24 protein-coding genes are annotated in these 20,032 nt (G+C 63.4%); 10 read left to right on the top strand and 14 right to left on the bottom strand.

The annotated features are described in order from the left end of the window. Positions 1-31: 31 nt before the first annotated feature. Complete coding sequence (locus tag AB7C87_RS15335) at positions 32-415, bottom strand: helix-turn-helix domain-containing protein (RefSeq protein ID WP_369730360.1); 384 nt, start codon at positions 413-415, stop codon at positions 32-34. Positions 416-566: 151 nt separating this feature from the next. Between AB7C87_RS15335 and AB7C87_RS15330 the strand changes: the two genes are divergently transcribed. Next, positions 567-1,244, top strand: a complete 678-nt coding sequence (locus AB7C87_RS15330) for a helix-turn-helix domain-containing protein (RefSeq protein WP_369730359.1) — start codon at positions 567-569, stop codon at positions 1,242-1,244. A 169-nt stretch (positions 1,245-1,413) separates the two neighbouring features. Next, the gene (locus AB7C87_RS15325) at positions 1,414-1,563 is read left to right on the top strand and encodes a DUF7560 family zinc ribbon protein (protein WP_369730358.1); all 150 of its coding nucleotides are present in this window, start codon (positions 1,414-1,416) and stop codon (positions 1,561-1,563) included. A 107-nt stretch (positions 1,564-1,670) separates the two neighbouring features. Here AB7C87_RS15325 and AB7C87_RS15320 read toward each other — a convergent pair whose 3' ends face one another. The 8 genes from AB7C87_RS15320 to AB7C87_RS15285 form a co-directional block, all read right to left on the bottom strand. Further along, positions 1,671-2,129 carry a pyridoxamine 5'-phosphate oxidase family protein gene (locus AB7C87_RS15320; protein WP_369730407.1) on the bottom strand — a complete coding sequence of 153 codons (459 nt, stop codon included), beginning with the start codon at positions 2,127-2,129 and terminating at the stop codon, positions 1,671-1,673. Between the two features lie 63 nt (positions 2,130-2,192). Continuing rightward, the gene (locus tag AB7C87_RS15315) at positions 2,193-2,573 is read right to left on the bottom strand and encodes a DUF8048 family protein (RefSeq protein WP_369730357.1); all 381 of its coding nucleotides are present in this window, start codon (positions 2,571-2,573) and stop codon (positions 2,193-2,195) included. Continuing rightward, entirely contained in the window at positions 2,574-2,840 is a 267-nt protein-coding gene (locus tag AB7C87_RS15310; protein ID WP_369730356.1) for a MoaD-like domain-containing protein, read from the bottom strand. It abuts the gene before it with no gap. 79 nt (positions 2,841-2,919) lie between these two features. Further along, the gene (locus AB7C87_RS15305) at positions 2,920-3,255 is read right to left on the bottom strand and encodes an AzlD family protein (protein ID WP_369730355.1); all 336 of its coding nucleotides are present in this window, start codon (positions 3,253-3,255) and stop codon (positions 2,920-2,922) included. Then, on the bottom strand, positions 3,245-4,048 hold the full coding sequence (locus tag AB7C87_RS15300) for an AzlC family ABC transporter permease (RefSeq protein WP_369730354.1): 804 nt from the start codon (positions 4,046-4,048) through the stop codon (positions 3,245-3,247). The genes AB7C87_RS15305 and AB7C87_RS15300 overlap by 11 nt, the downstream gene beginning before the upstream one ends. Before the next feature lie 160 nt (positions 4,049-4,208). After that, positions 4,209-4,406 carry a hypothetical protein gene (locus tag AB7C87_RS15295; RefSeq protein ID WP_369730353.1) on the bottom strand — a complete coding sequence of 66 codons (198 nt, stop codon included), beginning with the start codon at positions 4,404-4,406 and terminating at the stop codon, positions 4,209-4,211. A 193-nt stretch (positions 4,407-4,599) separates the two neighbouring features. Beyond that, positions 4,600-4,878 carry a ubiquitin-like small modifier protein 1 gene (locus AB7C87_RS15290; RefSeq protein ID WP_369730352.1) on the bottom strand — a complete coding sequence of 93 codons (279 nt, stop codon included), beginning with the start codon at positions 4,876-4,878 and terminating at the stop codon, positions 4,600-4,602. Positions 4,879-5,094: 216 nt separating this feature from the next. Further along, the gene (locus AB7C87_RS15285; protein ID WP_369730351.1) at positions 5,095-5,445 is read right to left on the bottom strand and encodes a hypothetical protein; all 351 of its coding nucleotides are present in this window, start codon (positions 5,443-5,445) and stop codon (positions 5,095-5,097) included. Positions 5,446-5,576: 131 nt separating this feature from the next. On the opposite strand from AB7C87_RS15285, the gene AB7C87_RS15280 reads away from it, so the two are divergent. The 3 genes from AB7C87_RS15280 to AB7C87_RS15270 all read left to right on the top strand — a co-directional run bounded on the left by AB7C87_RS15280 (position 5,577) and on the right by AB7C87_RS15270 (position 7,700). After that, complete coding sequence (locus tag AB7C87_RS15280; RefSeq protein WP_369730350.1) at positions 5,577-5,819, top strand: twin-arginine translocation signal domain-containing protein; 243 nt, start codon at positions 5,577-5,579, stop codon at positions 5,817-5,819. 75 nt (positions 5,820-5,894) lie between these two features. Further along, positions 5,895-6,617, top strand: a complete 723-nt coding sequence (locus tag AB7C87_RS15275; RefSeq protein ID WP_369730349.1) for a profilin-fold protein — start codon at positions 5,895-5,897, stop codon at positions 6,615-6,617. 468 nt (positions 6,618-7,085) lie between these two features. After that, positions 7,086-7,700 carry a methyltransferase domain-containing protein gene (locus AB7C87_RS15270; RefSeq protein ID WP_369730348.1) on the top strand — a complete coding sequence of 205 codons (615 nt, stop codon included), beginning with the start codon at positions 7,086-7,088 and terminating at the stop codon, positions 7,698-7,700. A gap of 149 nt (positions 7,701-7,849) precedes the next feature. Here AB7C87_RS15270 and AB7C87_RS15265 read toward each other — a convergent pair whose 3' ends face one another. Further along, positions 7,850-8,137 carry a PadR family transcriptional regulator gene (locus AB7C87_RS15265; protein ID WP_369730347.1) on the bottom strand — a complete coding sequence of 96 codons (288 nt, stop codon included), beginning with the start codon at positions 8,135-8,137 and terminating at the stop codon, positions 7,850-7,852. 186 nt (positions 8,138-8,323) lie between these two features. Between AB7C87_RS15265 and AB7C87_RS15260 the strand changes: the two genes are divergently transcribed. After that, positions 8,324-8,872 carry an NUDIX hydrolase gene (locus AB7C87_RS15260; RefSeq protein ID WP_369730346.1) on the top strand — a complete coding sequence of 183 codons (549 nt, stop codon included), beginning with the start codon at positions 8,324-8,326 and terminating at the stop codon, positions 8,870-8,872. A gap of 176 nt (positions 8,873-9,048) precedes the next feature. Here the strand turns inward: AB7C87_RS15260 and AB7C87_RS15255 are convergent, their stop codons facing one another. Both AB7C87_RS15255 and AB7C87_RS15250 read right to left on the bottom strand, forming a co-directional pair. Next, a complete protein-coding gene (locus AB7C87_RS15255) occupies positions 9,049-10,371 on the bottom strand; it encodes a hypothetical protein (protein WP_369730345.1) in 1,323 nt (440 codons plus the stop codon). Between the two features lie 375 nt (positions 10,372-10,746). Then, complete coding sequence (locus tag AB7C87_RS15250) at positions 10,747-11,982, bottom strand: hypothetical protein (RefSeq protein WP_369730344.1); 1,236 nt, start codon at positions 11,980-11,982, stop codon at positions 10,747-10,749. 328 nt (positions 11,983-12,310) lie between these two features. Here AB7C87_RS15250 and tgtA point away from each other — a divergent pair, with 328 nt between their 5' ends. Together tgtA and AB7C87_RS15240 are read left to right on the top strand one after the other, a co-directional pair. Then, a complete protein-coding gene (gene tgtA / locus AB7C87_RS15245) occupies positions 12,311-13,792 on the top strand; it encodes a tRNA guanosine(15) transglycosylase TgtA (protein ID WP_369730343.1) in 1,482 nt (493 codons plus the stop codon). A gap of 93 nt (positions 13,793-13,885) precedes the next feature. Beyond that, complete coding sequence (locus AB7C87_RS15240; RefSeq protein ID WP_369730342.1) at positions 13,886-14,248, top strand: TRAM domain-containing protein; 363 nt, start codon at positions 13,886-13,888, stop codon at positions 14,246-14,248. A gap of 48 nt (positions 14,249-14,296) precedes the next feature. Here the strand turns inward: AB7C87_RS15240 and AB7C87_RS15235 are convergent, their stop codons facing one another. Together AB7C87_RS15235 and AB7C87_RS15230 are read right to left on the bottom strand one after the other, a co-directional pair. Further along, positions 14,297-15,211, bottom strand: coding sequence for a DMT family transporter (locus AB7C87_RS15235; protein ID WP_369730341.1), 915 nt, complete (start codon positions 15,209-15,211; stop codon positions 14,297-14,299). A gap of 143 nt (positions 15,212-15,354) precedes the next feature. Then, a complete protein-coding gene (locus AB7C87_RS15230) occupies positions 15,355-16,596 on the bottom strand; it encodes a cation:proton antiporter (RefSeq protein ID WP_369730340.1) in 1,242 nt (413 codons plus the stop codon). Positions 16,597-16,957: 361 nt separating this feature from the next. On the opposite strand from AB7C87_RS15230, the gene arcS reads away from it, so the two are divergent. Next, positions 16,958-18,730, top strand: a complete 1,773-nt coding sequence (gene arcS / locus AB7C87_RS15225) for an archaeosine synthase subunit alpha (protein WP_369730339.1) — start codon at positions 16,958-16,960, stop codon at positions 18,728-18,730. Between the two features lie 505 nt (positions 18,731-19,235). After that, a complete protein-coding gene (locus tag AB7C87_RS15220) occupies positions 19,236-19,646 on the top strand; it encodes a CBS domain-containing protein (RefSeq protein ID WP_369730338.1) in 411 nt (136 codons plus the stop codon). The last annotated feature ends 386 nt before the right edge of the window (positions 19,647-20,032 follow it).

The following is a 20,032-nucleotide window of genomic DNA, read 5'->3' as shown; positions in this document are numbered from 1 at the left end:
GGACCGTCGAATCGACTCGACAGACGGACGATCAGTCGCCCGCGACGGCGTGTGGGGACTCGGAGTCGGGCGTTGGCTTCGTGAGCTCGACCTCGACCGATCCGCCGTCGGCGACGGAGACGACCACGTCGTCGAAACAGGTGTGATACTCCGTGGCGTGCTTGCCGGAGGTGTTGATCCGAACGCGCTCCTCGACGAGGTCGGCGTCGGCGAGCATCTCCACCTTGCGGTAGGCCGTCGACATCGGAATCTCACAGCGTTCGGAGAGTTCGGTCGCCGTCAACGATTCGTGATCCGTCGCCTCGAGGATGGCTCGACAGGCGTCGTCCTCGAGCGCGGTGAGCACCGCCTGAGCGTCGGTTTCTTCGCGTTCGGTCGGCCATCCTCGAGCGACATCGGCGTTGGAAGCGGGCATCGTTACTTCGTCGTAGCGGGGGAGGACCCTCCAAATGAGTCCCACTAAATACAGGGCACTTTATATCGGGTCGGATATCCTCAGTTAGGCGGCGGTAGTTCGCCCCACGGGACGGAGGGTTTACTTGAACGGAGCGATCATCGAACCGTAGATGGCGACGGGGATTCGCGCGGAGGTGAAAATTGACGATCCGCCGGAGTGTGTCGTCACCCGCGCCTCCGAGGCGGTCGACGGACGGGCACACTCCGTGTCGAAAAGCGCTAACCCGGACGATCCCGACCGCGTCACCGAGGAGTTCGTTCTCGAGTCCGACGGCGATCTCGACGAGTCCCGCGAACTGGCCGACGCAGACGTCGACCTCTCGGCGATCTTCGAGTACGGTTCCGGCTCCGTCTACCGGTTCGAACGCGACCTCCACAGAGGGTGTCCGTGCGAGGCCGTCGAACGGTTCGACTCCCCCGTAACCGACGTCCGAAGCCGCGGCTCGTCGCTGTACCTCACCTTTCACGCGGCGGATATGGAGGCGCTCCAGTCGATCATCGGCGAACTAACGCGTCTGTGTTCGAACCTCGACGTCCAGCGACTCCTCCAGTCCCAACAGGACGGCGGCGATCGAAACCTCGTCTTCGTCGACCGGAGCGCACTAACCGACCGTCAGCGCGAAGTCCTCGAGACCGCCCACCGAATGGGCTACTTCGACCACCCGAAACGGGCCAACGCCGGGGAGGTCGCCGAGGAACTCGAGATCACGGGAACGACGTTCGCCGAACACGTCGCGGCGGCCCAGACGAAGCTCCTCAATGCGATCCTCGACGACGAAACGCGGTAACGACTCACGAGCGGCCGGCGTTCGAACGGACTCGCTCGAGATGAGAGCGGACGCGAATCGAACAGACGTAAGAACGCTTCGGGAACTACTGGAGTGCGGAACTGAACCGCAATCCTATATATACCGACGCGGAGCTAGTAACGTACCGGACGCCACTCGACTCCCCCTCATGAGCAGATACGAATTCACCTGCCCCGACTGCGGACAAGCGATCGAGGTCAACGAGGAGATGCGCGAGGCGACGCTGACCCACGGCTGTCCAGTCTGTGGATCCAGCGTCACGGGAGCCGCGTTCGCGCCAAAGCAGTCGACCAACTAGGACCCTCCCAAGCGTCGACTGATGGGCGAAATCGACGTCCACCGCGTGATTTCGCTCATCAGTTCAGGCTTGGAACGCCACTAGTCGTCGGGGCGTGATCGGCGCCGTCAGGCACTCTCCGCTCGGTCGACCTCGGTTCGACGGCCGTTTACCGATTCCGGGGTCAATCGGTACAGTTCGATGTCGAGGTCCCGCTTTCCTTCCGCCCAGATTTCGAACAGCGGTCGCTTCGCATCGCCGTACTGGGCGATCTGGTCCGGCGTTAGCTCCGACGGCGGGATGTTCTCGAGGGTTCCCGTCGCGATGACGCTTCGGTACGTCGACTCCCGTTCGTCGTAGACGACCAACCGTGCGCCGGGGTCGGACTCGAGGAACGTTCGCTTCTCGCTTTCGGGCGTCGACACCATTCGCATGTAGAAGAGACGGTCGTCGCCGTCGTAGCCGTAGGAGATCGGAATCGCGTACGGCTCGTCGGTCCGTGCGAGCGAGAGCACTCCCGTCTCGTGACGAGCGAGAAACGCGTCCACCTCCGCGTCGGTCATTTCGGTCTCGTGGTCGATGGCCATCGTCTCGATGGCCGAGAAGAGGGGAAACACGCTCTTTATAGTTGCCATCGAACGCGCAGAGCGCTATTCGTCGACGCGTTCGGTCGTCCCGACGCCGACGAGCACCGGCTCGCGAATTTCGAGCGCCGATTCGAACTCCGCCTCGCGGCCGGTGCGCCGTCCAATTCGGCGCAACTGCTCTTCGTGAGCCCTGCGGATCGCTCCACGAGCGCGATCGTTAACCCCCAGACGGTCGCCGAGTCGCTCCCAGTGGCCCTCGGCGACCAGGAACGCCTCGCAGTTCTCGCCGGCGTAGACGCGCTCGTGGGTTCGGCGGTAGCGCTCCAGGTCAGCCTCGAGCAACGCCTGTGTACGCTCGACGAGCGCCGGCAGTCGAGCGGGCGGGACGCTCGCCTTCGCGGCCGTAAGCAAGAGCACCTGCCCGTCGATCGGAACGTCAGCCATCTATCCACCCGCACGCATCGCCTTCCGGGCGAACTCCTCGACGAGCGACTCGAGGGATTCCTCGTCGCCTTCGAAGACGACCGTCACCTCGGTCAGCGACAGCGTCGGCCCGACGCCGACCTGCTCGGCCGAGATCGTCGCCGTCCACCCCTCGCCGGCGACGGTATCCTCGTCGATTCGCTCGCCCTCGAGGTTCCGCAGGTACCGGATCGCGAGTCGCTCAGAGATGCCGCGAAAGGAGCGTTCGATCCGCGTTCGCTCTGGCATACCTCACGTTCGACCGTCGAACGGATATAGTATCGCCCGGTCGGAGTCGAAAGGCGACCGATTGCCGAAGCGCTCGCAGTCACACCAGCGCGCGCAAGAACACCACGCCGGCAACCCCCGCACACAGCGCCAGCAGAATGCTGTCGGTGCGCCACATCACGAGCAACACGACGCCCGCGGCACCCCACTCCGCCGGCCCGCCGGCCGCGAGTTCCGGCGCCAGGATGGCGATCACGATCGCGCCGGGCAACACCGAGAGGCCGGCCTCGAGGCGCTCGCTCAGATCGACGTGGCGGACGAGCCACATGCCGCCGACTTTCGTGAGGTAGGTCACGACGGCCATCGCCAGGACGACGCCGACCACGATCGGCTCGAGTGCAAGCATCTCCCACTCGAGCAGGCCGTTACCCGTCATAGCGGATCACCTCGACGACGGCGGCGGCGAGGCCGCCGAGGAGGATGTACCACCGGCCGGGGACGAGTTCGGCGGCGGCGACGGCGACGCCGAGTGCGACGAGCCAGGGGAGAAGCGACGAGCGCCCCTCCCAGAGTTCGGCCGCGAGCGCGACGAAGACGGCCGCGAGGATGAAATCGAAGCCGTACCGCGTCGGATCGCCGACGACGCCGCCGGCGACCGCCCCGACGATCGTCGAGCCGACCCAGAACACCCACATCGCGATGCCGCTACCGAGCAAGAACGCGCCGCGACCGCTCCCCGACGTGAGATCGCGCATCGTCAGCGCCCAGTTCTCGTCGGCCATGAAGTAGAGACTGCCGTAGATCTGTTTCGGCGAGAGCTGGCGAAACCACGGCTCGAGGGCCGCCCCCATCAGCGAGTACCGCAGGTTGATCGCGAAGACGGTAAACAGCACCGCCGCGACGGGAATCGGATCCGCCCAGAGTTCGACGGCGACGATCTGTGAGGCCCCGGCCAGGACGGTCGCACTCATCAGCGCCGCCTCGGCGACGCTCAGCCCAGCCTGATTCGCCAGCACGCCGAAGGCGATCCCGTATCCCCCGACGCCGAGAGCGATCGGAACCGTCGTGGCGAACCCGGTTCGGATCCCCTCGCGAGAGAACGTCACGCGTCGCGGGGCGTCGTCGCTCTCGTCGGATCGTTCGTCGACCGATCGGGCGCCCGTTTCGTCCGTACCGTCGGCTCGAGTGCGATCGATATCGCGTTCGCCGACGTCGCCTTCGGGACCCATGGACGGTCCCAGGAAGACGACGCGTAAATGGGTCTCGTAAACGATCCGTCGCGGGAGGACGGGGTACCGCCGGAACGCAGGTCACAGCGGCGGGTCCGGGAGACTCCCTCACTCGTGCTGTCGGGCGGAGATTCCCGAGAAGCCGGTCTGTCCGACGGTATCAAACGCAGAAGACGGTCAACGTGAATCCGACGACCGCCAGTGCGATCCCGTAGTGCGGTCCGATCCACAGCCCGACGACGGCCGAGAACAGGAGACACAGAACGCCGAGGAACAGTCCCGCCCACCGGGGCCCGCTTCGGTCGGTTCGATCGAGGAGCGTTCCGAACAACAACTCTTCGACCAACTGGAATACCATTGCCGACAGATGTTCCGTCACCGATAAAAACGTACGGGTCAGCCGGTCGCCGTCATACGGTTTACTGTCAGTCATCTCCGGCACAACCGCGATCCAGGCCGGCGGTTGCAACGGTGGACTCGCTGCACTCCTCCACCGAGACTCGTCTCACACGGTTCGACTCACCGCCGATACATCGTTACAAGAATCCGTATCAGCCGCCGGCGACCGGCGGGAACACCGACAGCACGTCGCCGTCTTCGAGCGCCGTTCCCGCGTCGTTCATGTGCACGACGTCGCGGCCGTTTTTCAACACGCTCAGCTGATCACGGATCGTCCCGTCTGCGAGCAACTGGCCCTCGAGACCGTCGTACTCGGTTTCGAGGGTGGCGAGGACGTCACCGACCGTCGCGTCCTCGTCGAACGTCTGCGTTCGCTCTTTCTCGCCGACCGCATCGCGAAACGTCGCGAAAAAACGAAGGTCGATCTCCATACGCGGTGGTCGTCCCGGGAGGACATAAGTCCGGGCGATCGGTCGCGGGCCGGGCAGTCGGCCGTCAGTCAGTGCCAACGGACGGCTCGTACGGTCCGCGATGATTGATACGGTTCACTGTCGGTCAGTTCCGGTGGTACGGTTTGCTGTACCGATTTGCCGGTCCGATCGCCCGCCGTTTTGCGATCGACCGGTAACGATTCACGGCAGTCCGTCTCAGTCAGCAGACGCTGTCGGCGAAGCGGTGTACGAAATTGCGCCGACGTCGGCGGTCTCGAGGGCCTCGTCGATCGCGGTCGCACCAATCTCGGCCGCACGATCGGTGTCGTCGGCCTCGACGGCGGCAGTCGCCACGAACGCGAGTTCGACGGTGTACGGTTCGAACGGTGCGGTCGGTGGCTCGTGGATCTCGACGTCCGTGATCTCCCACTCGGCGATCGGCCCCTCGGCCTCGAGCGCCTCGAGGGCGTCGACGAACGTCGCTCTCGCTTCGTCACGAGCGGTCGTATCGGTTCCTTCGTGAAGCGTCACCAGGGCTCGTCCGTCGCGCGATACTGCGAATTCCATACCCCGTTCTGGGAAGCCGAGCATAAGTCAGTACGGGTTCGAACGCGCCGAGGATCACACCGCAAAACGTCCCAGCCGACCACGCACATGTCTGCTCGTTTCTTAATCCGGTGGCCGCGGAAGGGCGTGGTATGGACTCGAACACTCGACAGACGCGTCGCAGACTGCTCGGAACTGCGGCCGCCGCGGTATCGACGATGGCTCTCGCCGGCTGTGGCGGCCCCGGCGAGGAAGAAGACGAGGCCGACCCGGACGAACCAGCCGGCGAGGAGGAACCCGGCGAGGAAGCACCCGACGAAAACGGCCCAGACGCCGAAGAAGGAACTGGAAACGGACAGGAAATGGACGACGAAGACGAACCGGGCGGCGGTTGATCGGCGTCGAACCGACGGACACTTCTTATCACCAGAACGCAACCGTTACCCGCCTCTGTCCCCTCGGAGACGACGATGACTGACGACCTCGGGGACGACGTTGACGGGCTCGGCGACGTCGCAACGCGGCGGGACGAACTCGCGACGCGCGTCCGAACCCACGCCGGCGAGATCGCTCGAGAGCTCGCGCTCTTTCAGGGTGGCGACTACGGAAGCGAGACGTTCGAGACCGACGCCGGCCGCTGGACGCTCAAGTACGAGGCGGGTGACGTCCAGTACCTTCGGTTCGACCCGAAATCCGGCTCGGAGATTTACGTCGTCTCGAGCAAACAGCCGCCCGACCCCGGCGAACTCGAGACGGCGATGGACGACTACGATGCGTTCGTCGCCGCCTACGACGAGTACGTCGCGTCCTTCGAGGGGCTGTTCGACGACGTGTCGGCCGACTTTCCAGCCGTCTCCTCGACGGCCGAACTGACGGCCGAACGGGATCGGATCGTCGACCGGATTCGCGGGGTGGCAACCACCATGGCGGGCGAACTCCACCGCTACGACGGCGAATACGGCACGTACGCGACGACGATCAGCGGCACGCGCTGGGAGCTCAAGTGGGACGGTGACGCCGTCTCATATCTGCGCGTCGGCGGCTCGGACGGCGTTTATCTCCTCTCGCAGTACGGCCCGCCGTCGGCGACGGAGCTTCGGCGACTCGTCGACGACGTCCCGGCGTTCGTCGACGCCTTCAACGAGCACGTCGAGGACCTCGAGGCCGATCTCTCGACCGTCGCATTCGAGTGAAGCGGGGCAGACAGTTTTCGTGAGCAGTCTCGGAGCCAGAGACGCCGTCGCGGGATGCCTGTAGGGTTCGGTTGCGACCCAGTACGGAACGCCTATCAGCGGTCGGTTCCAGTGTCGAAAACACCGAAGCGGTAAAGCGGTGATCTATGCAACGGTACTCGCCGTCGATGAACACGAGGGCGACGGGCGAGCCGACACGTATTCTGACGACGTCGAGGCGATCCGAGTTGCTCACGTCTCCCCGGACACATCGAACGTCGACATCTACGCGGACGACGACGTCGTTCTCGCAGACGTCGAGTATGGGGTCGGTTCCCGTGCCTCGAGATTCCGCTGGGAACGTACACGGTTACGGCCGCAAGTGATCCCGAGACGGTCGTTTGTCGATACTCTCTGATTGAACCAGCCGATGAGTCGGTCCGCAAACAGACCGTACAGTATAACTATTGAAGAAAGTAGCTCTTGATCATGCGAGACGGAGAGCGAGAACGTGTGTACGGTCGAGAGGAATATTACTGGGGAACAGAACCGAACGAGATGGCCAGGAGAACGACCGAACTGGCACGGGACGTGGGACCCAACCCCGAAATCGTCGATATCGGTGCCGGAGAAGGCCGAGATGCGGTCTTTTTCGCCGAGCGAGGATGGGACGTGTATGCATTGGACGTCTCGCCCAACGGGCTGGCGAAAGCGAAACGGCTCGCCGAACGCAGGGGCGTAACGCTCAGGACAATTGAAGCGGATGCGAACGACGTTACTCTCCCCGAACCGATCGACGTCGTCTACTCAGCCGGCACGATTCAGTACATTCGACCCGAGAACCGCGACCGGCAGTTTACGCATTTCAAAGAGCAAACGGTCACCGAGGGGATACACGCTCTGTTCGCGTTCGTCGACCACCCCGAGATACCGACGCCACCGGACTGGACAGACAACGAGTACTTCTACGAAAAGGGGGAGTTGTCGGAGTGTTACGGTGAGTGGGAGATTCTCGAGAGAGAAGAACTCATCTTCGATGACGATTCGAGTGGGGAACCCCACCAACACGCCGCAGAAATACTGTTCGCCCGAAAACCGAATTGAGTCACTGCACCAACTGTCACAGGGACCGCCAGGACGTACGTTCACAACAAAGTCTAAAGAGAACGCGATAACTCCCCTAGGCGTCCAACAACTGTAACGATTTGCACACTGATCGCACAGCAATCGTGCGATCAGGTGTACAGTGACGATTAGTGGCTACTCGAGACGTCGACGTACTGGTCGACCCACTCCTGTCTGCGCTGTAAGACCCGCTGGCCCTTCGGCGTCAACGCGTAGTAGTTCGTCCGGCGGTCGAGCTGTCCCTTCTCGACGAGTTCCTTCTCGACGAGCGTGTCGAGGTTCGGATACAGTCGGCCGTGCGTGACCGGCTGGTCGATATAGTGGTTGATATCGTCGAGAATCTCCTGGCCTGACGGCCGGTCTTTTCCTGCGATCACGTACAGCAAGTCACGCTGAAATCCAGTTAACTGATCCATGGATCATCCTCTGAATACCGACGTTCACCGATCTGTGGTTTTGTTATAGAGCAGGTACAGCGCCGAGCGTGGCCGAAACGGGTGCCGTCGAAACGTACACCGCCGCTTTCTCCGGCGAGAGTCGGCCCGTCTTCTCCCCGACCGCGTAACGGGACGCTTTTGACGATCATCGGCGTACGGGCGCGTATGACGGCAGATCCGCTCGCCTGGGAGACCCTCGACAGCCGGGTAGCGTACAGTTGTCCGGGCTTCGATATCGTTAACGAATCCGTTCAGCTTCCCGACGGCACCGAGACCGAGTTCGATTACGTCTCGGAGCCGCCGAGTGTCTGCGTGCTCCCGTTTACCCCCGACGGCGACGTCGTCTGCATCGAAGAGTGGCGACAGGCCGTCGACCGGATCAATCGCGGACTCCCCGTCGGCGGCACCGAGCCGGACGACGACGACCTCGAGGCGGCCGCTCGTCGCGAACTCGCCGAGGAGACGGGCCACGAAGCAGATCGACTCGAGGCGCTGGTCACCGTCGAACCGGCCAACGGAATCGCCAACTCGCTCATGCACGTCTTCGTCGCTCGCGGCTGTCTGCCGACCGCCGAACAGCAACTCGACCACGACGAGAGCATTCGCGTGAAGACGATCGAACTCGAGGAGCTGACCGCGTCGGTTCTCGAGGGCGAGATTCGCGACGCCCGGACGGTCCTCGCGCTCTCGTACTATCGGCTGAGCAACGAGTGACCGCTTTCGAAACGGACACGAACTGGACGTCGTCGGCCGAGTCAAAAAGAAGACAGTGTTCGGCCATCCGGACTGTCGTCGGTCGTCCGGACACAGTCGCCGCCTCCGAGGGGAGCGGCCGAGCGTCGCTCGAGGGAAACGACTTTCAACTGTCGATCAGCGCCAGTCCGTGAGGATCAACCCAGGACGGCGATCGACTGCTGGTCGTCGTTATTTTCTGTGTCGTTCTCGTCGGTGTCGTCCTGCTGATCGTTTTCGTCGTCGGCGCCGTTGTCGTCGACATCTTCATCGTCCTCAGCGATCGCTTCGAGGTCCTGTGCATCACCGATCGTCACGGTGTCGGCGTTTGCCTCGTCGATCGACATCGCTAACGCCGAGGCCTGTGAGACGGTTTCAGTCGCTTCCTCGTCGTTCTCGTCCGCGGCGTCGTCGTCCTGCTGGTCGTTCTCGTCCGCGGCATCGTCGTCCTGCTGGTCGTTCTCGTCCGCGGCATCGTCGTCCTGCTGGTCGTTCTCGTCCGCGGCGTCGTCTTCTTCGTCAGCCTCGTCGGCTTCCTCGAGGGTGTCGATGGACATCGTGCTGATCGACACCTCGTCGATGTCGAACTGCTCGATGGTGAGGTGGTCGATCTCTTGTGTGGTCGCATCCTCGTCCTGCTGGCCGTTCTCGTCGTTGTCGCCCGCGGCGTCATCGTCCTGCTGGTCGTTCTGGTCGTTCTCGTCCTGCTGGTCGTTCTCGTCCTGCTGGTCGTTCTCGTCCTGCTGGTCATTCTGGTCCGCGTCGTCGTTACCGTTGAACAGACCCTCGAACCAGTCGCCGATCTGATCGAGGAGACCACCGTCATCGACCTCGAGGGTGTCGATGGTCATGTTCTCGACGTTCATCTCCTCGATGGTGAGCTCCTGGATGGTGAGTTCGTCAGCGTCCTCGTCGATCAGATCCTGTTCACCGGTCTCGTCGTCGACGCCGTTGTCCTCGTCGTCGACACCGTTCTCATCCTCGGCATCGTCCTCTTCTTCGTCAACGCCGTTTTCCTCCTCGATGTCCTCTTCTTCGTCAACGCCGTTTTCCTCCTCGATGTCGTCTATTTCGTCTTCGTCGAGCTCGAGGTCCTCGATCGAGACGTCGTGAAGCTCGAGCTGTTCGATCTCGATGTCGGAGATCGTCACGTCCTGGACCTGATCGAGGTCGTCAGCCTCGTCGTTCTCGTCGTTTTGCTGTTCGTCCTCTTCAGGTTCGGTATCGTCGTTCTCCTCGAGTTGTTCTTCGATTTCCTCGGCATCGAGTTCGAGGTTGTCGACGTTCAGCTCCTCGATCGTCGCGTCCTCGACGGTAACGTCGTCGAGTTCGAGTTCACCCACCTGTACGTTCTCGAGTGTCGCGCTCGTGTCTCCGGCGTCGTTCGCCCCAGATGTCGCACCGGCGAGGGCAGGACCCCCCGCAAGGGCGACCATCAGGGCGACAAACACCACACCGATTGCTTGCGTTCGTGAAGCCATTGCGCTCCGGTCTACAGCCCATTTCGGGCTAAAACAAGCCGACTGTTACAGGATTATTTCGGAGAAACAGACGGTTGGGTATCGAGCCGGTGTCGCTAATCAGTCGTTCATTCTGTCGCGTTCGATGACAGTCCTGACTACCTGTTCTCGTCGTCGAAAGTCCAGTGGATTTTCGTTTCCCTTGCGCTCGCTACCGGCTTATTGCAACGGCGAAGAACAACGCGGTTACCGGACTCGAGTCCGGGCAGAATACCCCGTCTCGAAGCCTCTCCGCTGGCGGACGGACAGTCGACCAATCGCGTATAGAAAATGTATCGTTATGGATTCGGCTGGCACCGATGCCGATCAGCGGTGCGTGCGGTGACCACGGACGAGTTAGTTCTCAGCCTCGTCGTTATCGTCGACGCCGTTCTCGTCGAGTTCGTCGTCATCGTCATCGAGGCCGTCGTCAGTCTCGTCGTCGACGTTCTCGAGGTCAGTTGCGTCACCGAGCGTGATCGAGTCGGCGGTCGCATCACCGATGGTGATCGACGAAGCGGAGACTTGCGAGACCGTTTCGGTCTCGTCGTCAGCGACGTCATCCTCCTCGTCGACACCGTTGTCATCGACGCCGTTGTCGTCATCGGCGACGTCATCGTCTTCCTCGTCGGCGTCGTTCTGATCATCGTCTTCCTCGTCGACGCCAACGTCACCGTCTTCCTCGAGCGATTCGACGGTCATCGATTCGACCGTCACGTCGTCAACGTCGAACTGCTCGATGGTGAGCTCCTGGATTTCTTCAGCAGGCGCATCATCGTCAGCAACGTCGTTCTCGTCGTCGACGCCGTTGTCGTCATCGTCGTCAGCAACGTCGTTCTCGTCGTCGACGCCGTTGTCGTCATCGGCGGCGACGTCATCGTCTTCCTCGTCGACCTCGTCGTCATCCTCGACGGTTAGCTCGTCGATCGTCATCTGATCGACGTCCATCGTCTCGATAGTGAGTTCGTGGATGGTGAGTTCGTCAGCATCCTCGTCAATCAGTTCGAGTTCGTCGTCGGCCTCGTCGTTATCGTCGACATCGTTATCCAGACCGTCGTCGGCCTCGTCGTTATCGTCGACGCCGTTCTCGTCGAGTTCGTCGTCTTCGTCCAACTCGAGGTCGTCGATCGAGACGTCCTCGAGCTCGAGCTGTTCGATCTCGATGTCGGAGATCGTCACTTCTTCTTCGTCGTCAGCCTCGTCGTTATCGTCGAGACCGTCGTCAGCCTCGTCGTTATCGTCGAGACCGTCGTCAGCCTCGTCGTTATCGTCGAGACCGTCGTCAGCCTCGTCGTTATCGTCGAGACCGTCGTCAGCCTCGTCGTTATCGTCGGGACCGTCGTCAGCCTCGTCGAGTGCGTCCTCGAGTTCTTCCTCATCGACGTCGAGGTTCTGGACGTTCAGCTCCTCGATCGTCGCATCCTCGACGGTAACGTCCTCGAGTTCGAGTGAGTCTACCTGTACCCCTTCGAGTGTCGCTGTCTCTCCGGCGTCGGTCGTGGCTGTCATCGCGCCCGCCAGGGCGGGTCCGCCCGAAACGGCGATCATCAGCGCCACGAATACGACACCGAGTTTCTGCGGTCGTGAAACCATGCGTTCAATCGTACCGGCGGTCCGCGGCTAAAACGACCCGACTGTTACGTGATTATCTCGAAGAAAGACACAGTTTGAACTCGAGTCCGAATCACTAATGTCGGTTTCCACGTTCACGGCTCCCGAACGGTCGGATTGTCGGAAGTGTCCGGATCGACCAACGGAGGGTACCCCTTGTGCTTGCGTTGGCCGCAACGTATCCCTCTGTCGGAGAACGGACGACCTACGGTCGGACCCGCGCCCCGCCGACTCGGCGAGTCACCGACTCGTCCACACTACCGGTCGAAAACCTTCACTGACTTACGTCGGACGCGCCAACTGACGGTCGATGCGCGAGTGCTTCGAAATCAGGGACACCGACGCTGGTGGGCGAATCGGCCGGCTCACCGTACCGCGAGCCGACGTCACCGTCGAGACGCCCGCACTGCTCCCGGTGATCAACCCGAACCTGGACACGATCAGCCCCCGCCGGCTTGCCGAGGAGTTCGGCGCCGAGATCCTCATCACGAACTCCTACATCGTCTACGGCACCGACGACGTCCGCGAGCGCGCACTCGCCGACGGCCTCCACGACTTACTGGATTTCCCCGGCGCGATCATGACCGACTCCGGCTCCTTCCAACTGGCGGAGTACGGCGAGATCGACGTCACGACCGAGGAGATTCTCGAGTTCCAGTACGAGATCGGCTCGGATATCGGCACGCCGGTCGACATCCCGACGCCGCCGGACGTCTCCCGCGAGCGCGCCGAGGCCGAACTCGAGACCACGCAGGAACGCCTCGAGATCGCCGAAACCGTCGACACGGGCGATATGCTGGTCAACGCGCCGGTCCAGGGCTCGACGTATCCCGACCTTCGTGAGGACGCGGGGCGCCACGCCGACGCGACCGATCTCGACGTCTTCCCCGTCGGCGCGGTGGTTCCGCTGATGAACGACTACCGCTACGACGACGTGGTCGACGTGGTGGCGGGCGCAAAGCGAGGACTCGGCGCCGACGCGCCGGTCCACCTCTTCGGCGCCGGCCACCCCATGATGTTCGCGCTGGGCGTTGCGATGGGCTGTGACCTGTTCGACTCCGCCGCGTACGCGCTGTACGCCCGCGACGACCGCTACCTGACGGTCAGCGGCACCCACCACCTCGAGGACCTCGACTACCTCCCCTGTTCGTGTCCCGTCTGCACCGAGTACTCCCCCGAGGAACTCCGCGCACTCGACGACGAACGCCGCGAGGAGGAACTCGCGGCCCACAACCTCCACGTCACCTTCGCGGAGATCCGTCGGATCAAGCAGGCGATCCGCACCGGCAATCTGCTCGAACTCGTCGAGGAACGCGCCCGCGCCCACCCGACGATGCTCGACGGCTACCGCACACTACTCGACCACGCCGACCAACTGGAGCGCACTGACCCCGTCTCGAAAGGCTCCTTTTTCTACGTCTCCAACGAGAGCGCCCGCCGACCCGAAGTGGTGCGCCATCACCGCCGACTCGAGCGGCTGTCCGTCCCGGATTCGCTGTTTCTGACCGAAGGGAAACCGACTCGCGGCGACGAGTTCGACGAGTCCTGGCGCGTCGAGGCGCCGTTCGGGCCGTTCCCGCGGGCGCTCTCGAAGAGCTACCCGCTGACGGCGGAGGTGCCCGACCGGACGGATCACGCGGCGCTTCGGGCCGCCGCCGATGGAATCCGCCGACTCGTCGAGGCGAACCCGGAGACCGAGTTCGCGCTCGGCCATCGAGGGTGGCCCGAGGACGTTCTCGAGACGGTTCCCGAACGCGTGGATTCGATCGATTTCGAAGCCGACGAGGAGTGACGTGACGGTTTGCTCGCGGTCTCCCGAACCGGCAGAGCACCGGCGGATGACGATACCAGAACAGCAAAGAGGCGAGCGCCGCCCACATTCGGTATGCTCGGCGTAGCGTCGCTGATACTCGGGGCGATCGTGATCGTCCTCTTCGGATCGTGGCTGATCCGGCGGTTTCGCGGCGGAAGCCGGTCGGCCAGCGAGCGCGAGTCACTCGAGCGCCACCAGGAGGCACAGGGGCGCGAGCCGCCGGTCGCCGTCGGCGACGAACGCGAGTCAGCAGTCTACGAGTTCGCCGACCACCACTCGGGGGAGAAGCGAGCGGTCTGTAAGGTCGAGGGATTTGTCGTCTTCGTCGAGGACCTTCCGCCGGGGCTCGAGGAGACCGACGTGATCCGGTTCAAAGTGCTCTCGTTCAATCGCGGACACACGTCCGCGACGGCGGCGTACCTCGGTCGCGCGTAATCGCTTTTTTGTCGGTATCCTCAGCCGATTCTTGGTCGGACAGTATCCTCAGCCCGACAGCGAGACGGCCGTCGCGCCGACCACGACGACGAACGCCGACGCGCCGACGCGCCAGGTCACCCGCTCGAGCCGTCGCGGAAGGAAGGCGACGGAGAGGCCGGCGACGAGAAGCGGCGTCAGCTGTAACAAGGGCATGACGAGGACGACCGGTGCGACCTCGAGGGCGGCGAAGTAGGCGACGAAGCCGATCGTCGTGGAGAGACCGGCGGCGAGGTACCACGCCATCGACGCGGTTCGAAGGGGAATCCGGCGCACCGATCGGGTCGCCACGAGGTACGTCGCGAAGCCGACGGTCGCCGTTCCGGCCATCACCGTCAGTCCGGGGAGGATCGCGGTTCCCGCCGCGAGCCCGACCGAGACGAAGATCGGCTCGAGGCCGATACAGACGGCGGCGGCGAGGGGCAACACGAGCGGGGCGCCGGTCTCGCGGATCGACTGCCCACCGTTCGTCGAGGCGGCGGTCTCCCAGGAGACGACTGCCAGGCCGACGACGATCAACACGATGCCGGCGAAGTGGACCGCGGTCAGTCGCTCGTCGAGGAGGACCACGGCGAATATCGTCGCGAAGAGGACGTTCGAGGCGATCACCGGCGACGTCAGGCTCGCGCCGATGCGCTGGATGCTCTCGAACATCAACAGTCGCGCGACGAACATCCCGAGTATTCCGGCCGCCGCGAACGACGCGAACGAGACGGGCGTAAACAGCGAGGTGTACGGCGGCGGGTACAGGACGAGCGTCGGCGCCGCCACGAGCGCGACGTTACACAGCAAGACGACCAACACGGCATCCCCGACCTCTCCCTCGTCGGTCCCAAGCCGGACGCAGAGAAACTGCCCTGCAAACGCCAGCGCGCCGACCACCGCCAGACCGACGCCGAGAAGCGAGTCCGAGACCTCGAGCATACCTCCGGTTTCCCTCGAGGGCGGATAACCGCTCTGAATGCGGTCAGCGGTGTCGGCGTGGGGCCGCGCTGGACGGACTCGAGAGAGTCAGCGTGGAACCGTCGATCAGTCCCGGACGGGGGTGGGAAAGGCCGGTCCGACGTTTACCCCTTCGAGCGATCGCCGACCTCGAGCAGGCCGAGCGCGCCAGCGATCCGTCTCGCGAAACCCGCCTCGACGACGACGGTCACGAGGATAACGAGAAAGACCGTTCCGAGGAGGATATCCGCGCCCGCGGGATCCGTCGGCGGTGCGTCCGTCCGGAGACGGATGGCGAACAGGGTCGCGACCGACGCGGGGATGATTCCGCGAGGCCCGGCGAAGCTAATAAAGAGCCGCTCTCGCACCGTAAAGACGTCCCCCGCCGTCGACACGAAAACGAGCAGAGGACGGAGGACGACCATCAAGATCACGACGACCGCGAGCCCGGCCACACCCAGCGCGAGCAGTTCCGCGAACTCGAGCAACGCCGCAAGCGTGATGAAGACGAACGAGAGGACGAGCACCGTCACGTCGCGTTTGAACTGTTCGATGCTCTCGCGGTGGGGTAACTCGAGATTTCCGAGGGTGAACCCGGCGGTGGCCGCGGCCGCGATTCCGGCTTCCGAAAATATCGAATCGGCGGCGGCGAAGGCGACGACCGCGCCGGCGAACACGAGCAGTCGAGCCGTCTGCGGTGCGGCGCGAGCCGAGAGTTCGACGCGAGTAAGGAGCATCCAGACGGCCGCGGCGACGAGAAGCCCGATCAGAATCCCGGTTGCCAGACGCTCGACGAACAGCATGACGTACCCGCCGGGTGCGAGGTGGCGAGCGGTCATCGCCTTGAAGAGGACGGTCGCGAGGATCGCGGCCGTCACGTCGTTGACGATGCCCTCGACCTCGAGTGTCGTCGCGACCTCCTCGCGGACGGGAACGACGGCGAGGATGGGCGTGATGACCGTCGGGCCAGTCGCGACCAACAGCGCACCGACGAGGAACGCGATATCCCAACTCGGCCCGAGAAGAACTCGGACGGCCACCGCGGTTCCGAAAAGCGCGATCGCCGCGCCGATCGTCACCAGCCGACCGACCGCCCTCGGCGTATTCCCGATCCCCGCGAGTTCGAGTCGGAACGATCCCTCGAAGACGATGATCGCGACGCTCACTCCGACGATCGTCGAGAGCGTTCCGCCGACCGCCTCGAGCGTGACGAGGCCGACCCCTTCTGGCCCGATTACGATGCCGGCGACGACGAGGAACAGTACGCTCGGCACCCGGTACTTCGCCGCGAGAAACTGGGCCGCGACGCCGAGTCCGACGATAGCCGCGACGAGGACGACGAGGTCGGGATTGACGTGGGTGGACACCGGCTCACCGCCCTCCTGAATCGTCCGTTTCGGGGTCGCACTCGAGTAACGTGGTTATGTCCGGCGAACGTGTCCCGTCAGCGGAGACCGACATGCGTCGTTCTCCCACACCGAGCGGGAAAATGGTCTCCCCGGGACGAACCCATCGATGTCGGCCGACTCGCGAAACGGAGACGACACACCACGATCCGTCGGCAGGTTCGGTCGGCGGATAGTCGCTGTGAGTGGATTGAACGCGGTAGACTGTGGAAAGCTGTGAGGAGATTGAACACGGAAGACTGCAAAAAGAGGGCCGAACGCAGCGGGAAACGTCTCGGCCTGCGACCGATAGCCTCTTTCGCGTTCCCCGGTCATGTCCGGTATGACCGATTACTTCGAGGTCCACGAGCGCGACGGGGCGGCGCGCGTGGGCGAGCTTCGCCTCGAGTCGCCGATTTCGACGCCCGCGCTCGTCGACGACGTCGTAGCGGACGCCGGATCGCTGTGGAGTGCGGACCGAGAGATTCCGGAGGGTGACGACTCGACGCTCACCGTCTTGCCCCATCGGGCGTTTCCCGGCGGCACCGCCGAGGAGGTCCAAGAGTCGTTCGCCGTCGAGTACCCCGACGTCGACTACCCGAGCGTCGCGGTGATCTCGAGTGAGGGCGCCGCGGACCACGGAACCGACGCCTACGCCGTCTCGGACGTCCAGTCGATCACGGGCCACGGCGCGGCGCTCGTCGATGCCGTCGTCTCCGTCCGCGAGGCGATCCCCGCCGACACCGCTCTGTACTTTTCAGGCGTCGCGACGCCGCGAAACGTCGCCTTGCTGGCTTACGCCGGCGTCGACCTGTTCGACGCGACCGCGGCCATCGTGAAGGGGACCCAGGGACGATACCTGACGACAGACGAGGCGTACTTCCTCGAGGATTTGGAGGAACTGCCCTGTACCTGTCCCGTCTGTCAGAAACCGCGCGAGGAGTTCACCCGCGAGGATTGTGCCGAACACAACGTCAACGCGCTCGAGGCCGAACTGGGGATCGTCCGCCGACGGATTCGGGACGGCCGACTCCGGGATTATCTCGAGGGCCAGGCCCGCCACGACCAGTGGCTCACCGCCGCGATGCGCGAACTCGACTCGCAGTGGGGCTATCTCGAGGAGCGCACTCCGATCCTCCGGGACGCCCAGATTTCGGCGGCGACCGAGGATACCCTCCGGCGGGTGGAGATCCAGCGCTACGCCGACCGGGTGACGAGCCGGTACCGGAATCGGTTCAAGAACCCGCTCGTGCTCGTGCCGTGTTCTGCTGCGAAACCCTACAGCGAGTCACAGAGCCACCGCCAGTTCCACGACGCGATCCAGTGGCGGGCCCATCTCGTCTCGATGACCAGCCCGATCGGCGTCGTTCCCCAGGAACTCGAGACCACGTATCCGGCCCAGCACTACGACACCGTGGTGACTGGGCGGTGGTCCGAGGACGAGAAGGAGTTCGTCGCGAACGTGCTTCGTCGGTACCTCGAGCGAAACGCCGACACCTACCCGTACGTGGTCGCACACGTCCCCGACGAGGGCTACCGCGATATCGTCGAACGGGTCGAGGAGTCGTGGGAGGGCGACGACCTCGAGATCACCTACACCGTCCCGCGAGGCGGTCACCCCACGGACGAGACGTCGCTTGCGAATCTCTCGGAGGCGCTGTCGGGCGAACTCAAGTACTCGAAGCGCGAGCGCGAGCACAACACCGTCCGGGCGATCGCGGACTACCTGCTCGGCGACGGCGCCGGTGACGAGTTATTCGAAGACATCCAGACGACCAGCCGATACCCGAAGATCCAGGTTCGCGACCGCGAGGACACCCAGCTCGCGACGATGGTGCCCCAGTACGGCACGCTCTCGTTCACGCTCGAGGGTGCGAGGCGCTGGGTCGACAGCGACGCGCCAGTGCGTCGGGTCGAAATCGACGGCTTCGTCCCCCACGGGAGCGTGCTCGCGCCGGGCGTCGTCGACGCCGACGAGGACATTCGCGTGGGTGACGAGGTCGTCGTCGAGGGGCCCAAAGCGTTCGGTGTGGGTCGTGCAGAGATGTTCGGCCGGGAGATGGAAGCGAGCACGCGCGGCATCGCGTGCGAGATTCGCCACGTCGAAGAGAAGTGACTCGAGCGGTTCGGGGCGTCTGACCCCATTCGAGCGGTGATTTTCAGTATTTGGTCGACGCACCACGTATGCGAACGTAAGCGACGTCTGTCAGCTATCGGTGGTGGGAAAGCCGTAGTGGATACAGGCGAAGACGGTACCGGTCCCACTATGCCGCTCCGAGTTGCGGTGGCGTGCGCTGTCGAGGGGCGAGTGGTAACGAGACCCTCGACGAAAACGCGCGAGGGATGAGCGACCGAAGGGAGCGAATCGGCTGGGGAGGGCGTGGCTACTCCCCGTTGTCACGATAGCACAACGTTTGCCACCTCTTCGACTTACTCGAGCGATCCGACCAATACGAATGCCGATTGAACGGATAATTCACACAATTCTGTATGAAACAAGTGTACCCGTCGCACCGAACTCATCCTCCGTATTCAGTTCGCCACGGTTGATAGGACGCCGGGCAAGAATCTTCACGCCGTAATCGCAATCTCGAGTCATATGCGCCCAGATTCGGGACGTGATGACCGAGGACGTGATCTCGTGTGAGAACACCACGTCACTGAGGCGGGTAGCGGAGCTAATGATCCGCAACGACGTCGGGAGCGTCGTCGTCACGACCGACGGCGATCCCTACGGGATCGTCACCGAATCGGATCTCATCGAGGCCGGCTACCGGTCGGGAGAGTCCTTTGCGGAGATACCGATTCGAGCAGTCGCGAGCCATCCCCTCGAGACGGTCGATCCGAATCGGGGAATCCGGTTCGCTGTAAAACGAATGCGAGAAGAGCGGATCAAGAAACTCGTCGTCGTCGAGAAACTCGACGTCTGTGGTATCGTCACAGCACAGGATCTGCTCGACCACTACGGGACGCTGAACCAGGAGTTGCGGAAAATCCACGAGATTCGGGATCGACGCTCGAGCGAGCGTTGACGAGATCTGTCCGGAAATCACGTCGGTATCAGCCCATTCTCTCCACCAAAATTCCAGTAAATATATTACATTCCTTGAGAGACTGTCACAACGGAAGTCACCTCCACACGAAGACGCGGGGGCATGCGTACGAAATGCCCCGGGTGGTGAGACACCCGAGACGTGGCTTCCATTGCGGTCACAACGGATGCCATGCTTCCATTACTGCCATCGAGACAAAAAGGTCTCGCACGAGCGGTTAGTATCGCAGACGACCAGCTGACGGAACCCTACAGCCACCGGAGCCTCGATTCAGGCTCGAGTCCGCCCACTGATGCACACTCAAGTTCACGTACGGATGCACGCTCGAGTCCGCCCACTGATGCACGCTCGAGTTCACGGAGCGG

It is taken from the genome of Natrarchaeobius versutus (assembly GCF_041205745.1).
Lineage (GTDB): Archaea > Halobacteriota > Halobacteria > Halobacteriales > Natrialbaceae > Natrarchaeobius > Natrarchaeobius versutus.
The sequence above is the reverse complement of the archived record's forward strand: the minus strand, read 5'-3'. Positions and strand labels throughout refer to the sequence as shown.

Coding starts and splice junctions, on each gene's coding strand:
- AB7C87_RS15335 (WP_369730360.1), bottom strand. CDS start 415: ATGCCCGCTTCCAACGCCGATGTCGCTCGAGGATGGCCGACCGAACGC.
- AB7C87_RS15330 (WP_369730359.1), top strand. CDS start 567: ATGGCGACGGGGATTCGCGCGGAGGTGAAAATTGACGATCCGCCGGAG.
- AB7C87_RS15325 (WP_369730358.1), top strand. CDS start 1,414: ATGAGCAGATACGAATTCACCTGCCCCGACTGCGGACAAGCGATCGAG.
- AB7C87_RS15320 (WP_369730407.1), bottom strand. CDS start 2,129: ATGGCCATCGACCACGAGACCGAAATGACCGACGCGGAGGTGGACGCG.
- AB7C87_RS15315 (WP_369730357.1), bottom strand. CDS start 2,573: ATGGCTGACGTTCCGATCGACGGGCAGGTGCTCTTGCTTACGGCCGCG.
- AB7C87_RS15310 (WP_369730356.1), bottom strand. CDS start 2,840: ATGCCAGAGCGAACGCGGATCGAACGCTCCTTTCGCGGCATCTCTGAG.
- AB7C87_RS15305 (WP_369730355.1), bottom strand. CDS start 3,255: ATGACGGGTAACGGCCTGCTCGAGTGGGAGATGCTTGCACTCGAGCCG.
- AB7C87_RS15300 (WP_369730354.1), bottom strand. CDS start 4,048: ATGGGTCCCGAAGGCGACGTCGGCGAACGCGATATCGATCGCACTCGA.
- AB7C87_RS15295 (WP_369730353.1), bottom strand. CDS start 4,406: ATGGTATTCCAGTTGGTCGAAGAGTTGTTGTTCGGAACGCTCCTCGAT.
- AB7C87_RS15290 (WP_369730352.1), bottom strand. CDS start 4,878: ATGGAGATCGACCTTCGTTTTTTCGCGACGTTTCGCGATGCGGTCGGC.
- AB7C87_RS15285 (WP_369730351.1), bottom strand. CDS start 5,445: ATGGAATTCGCAGTATCGCGCGACGGACGAGCCCTGGTGACGCTTCAC.
- AB7C87_RS15280 (WP_369730350.1), top strand. CDS start 5,577: ATGGACTCGAACACTCGACAGACGCGTCGCAGACTGCTCGGAACTGCG.
- AB7C87_RS15275 (WP_369730349.1), top strand. CDS start 5,895: ATGACTGACGACCTCGGGGACGACGTTGACGGGCTCGGCGACGTCGCA.
- AB7C87_RS15270 (WP_369730348.1), top strand. CDS start 7,086: ATGCGAGACGGAGAGCGAGAACGTGTGTACGGTCGAGAGGAATATTAC.
- AB7C87_RS15265 (WP_369730347.1), bottom strand. CDS start 8,137: ATGGATCAGTTAACTGGATTTCAGCGTGACTTGCTGTACGTGATCGCA.
- AB7C87_RS15260 (WP_369730346.1), top strand. CDS start 8,324: ATGACGGCAGATCCGCTCGCCTGGGAGACCCTCGACAGCCGGGTAGCG.
- AB7C87_RS15255 (WP_369730345.1), bottom strand. CDS start 10,371: ATGGCTTCACGAACGCAAGCAATCGGTGTGGTGTTTGTCGCCCTGATG.
- AB7C87_RS15250 (WP_369730344.1), bottom strand. CDS start 11,982: ATGGTTTCACGACCGCAGAAACTCGGTGTCGTATTCGTGGCGCTGATG.
- tgtA (WP_369730343.1), top strand. CDS start 12,311: ATGCGCGAGTGCTTCGAAATCAGGGACACCGACGCTGGTGGGCGAATC.
- AB7C87_RS15240 (WP_369730342.1), top strand. CDS start 13,886: ATGCTCGGCGTAGCGTCGCTGATACTCGGGGCGATCGTGATCGTCCTC.
- AB7C87_RS15235 (WP_369730341.1), bottom strand. CDS start 15,211: ATGCTCGAGGTCTCGGACTCGCTTCTCGGCGTCGGTCTGGCGGTGGTC.
- arcS (WP_369730339.1), top strand. CDS start 16,958: ATGACCGATTACTTCGAGGTCCACGAGCGCGACGGGGCGGCGCGCGTG.
- AB7C87_RS15220 (WP_369730338.1), top strand. CDS start 19,236: ATGACCGAGGACGTGATCTCGTGTGAGAACACCACGTCACTGAGGCGG.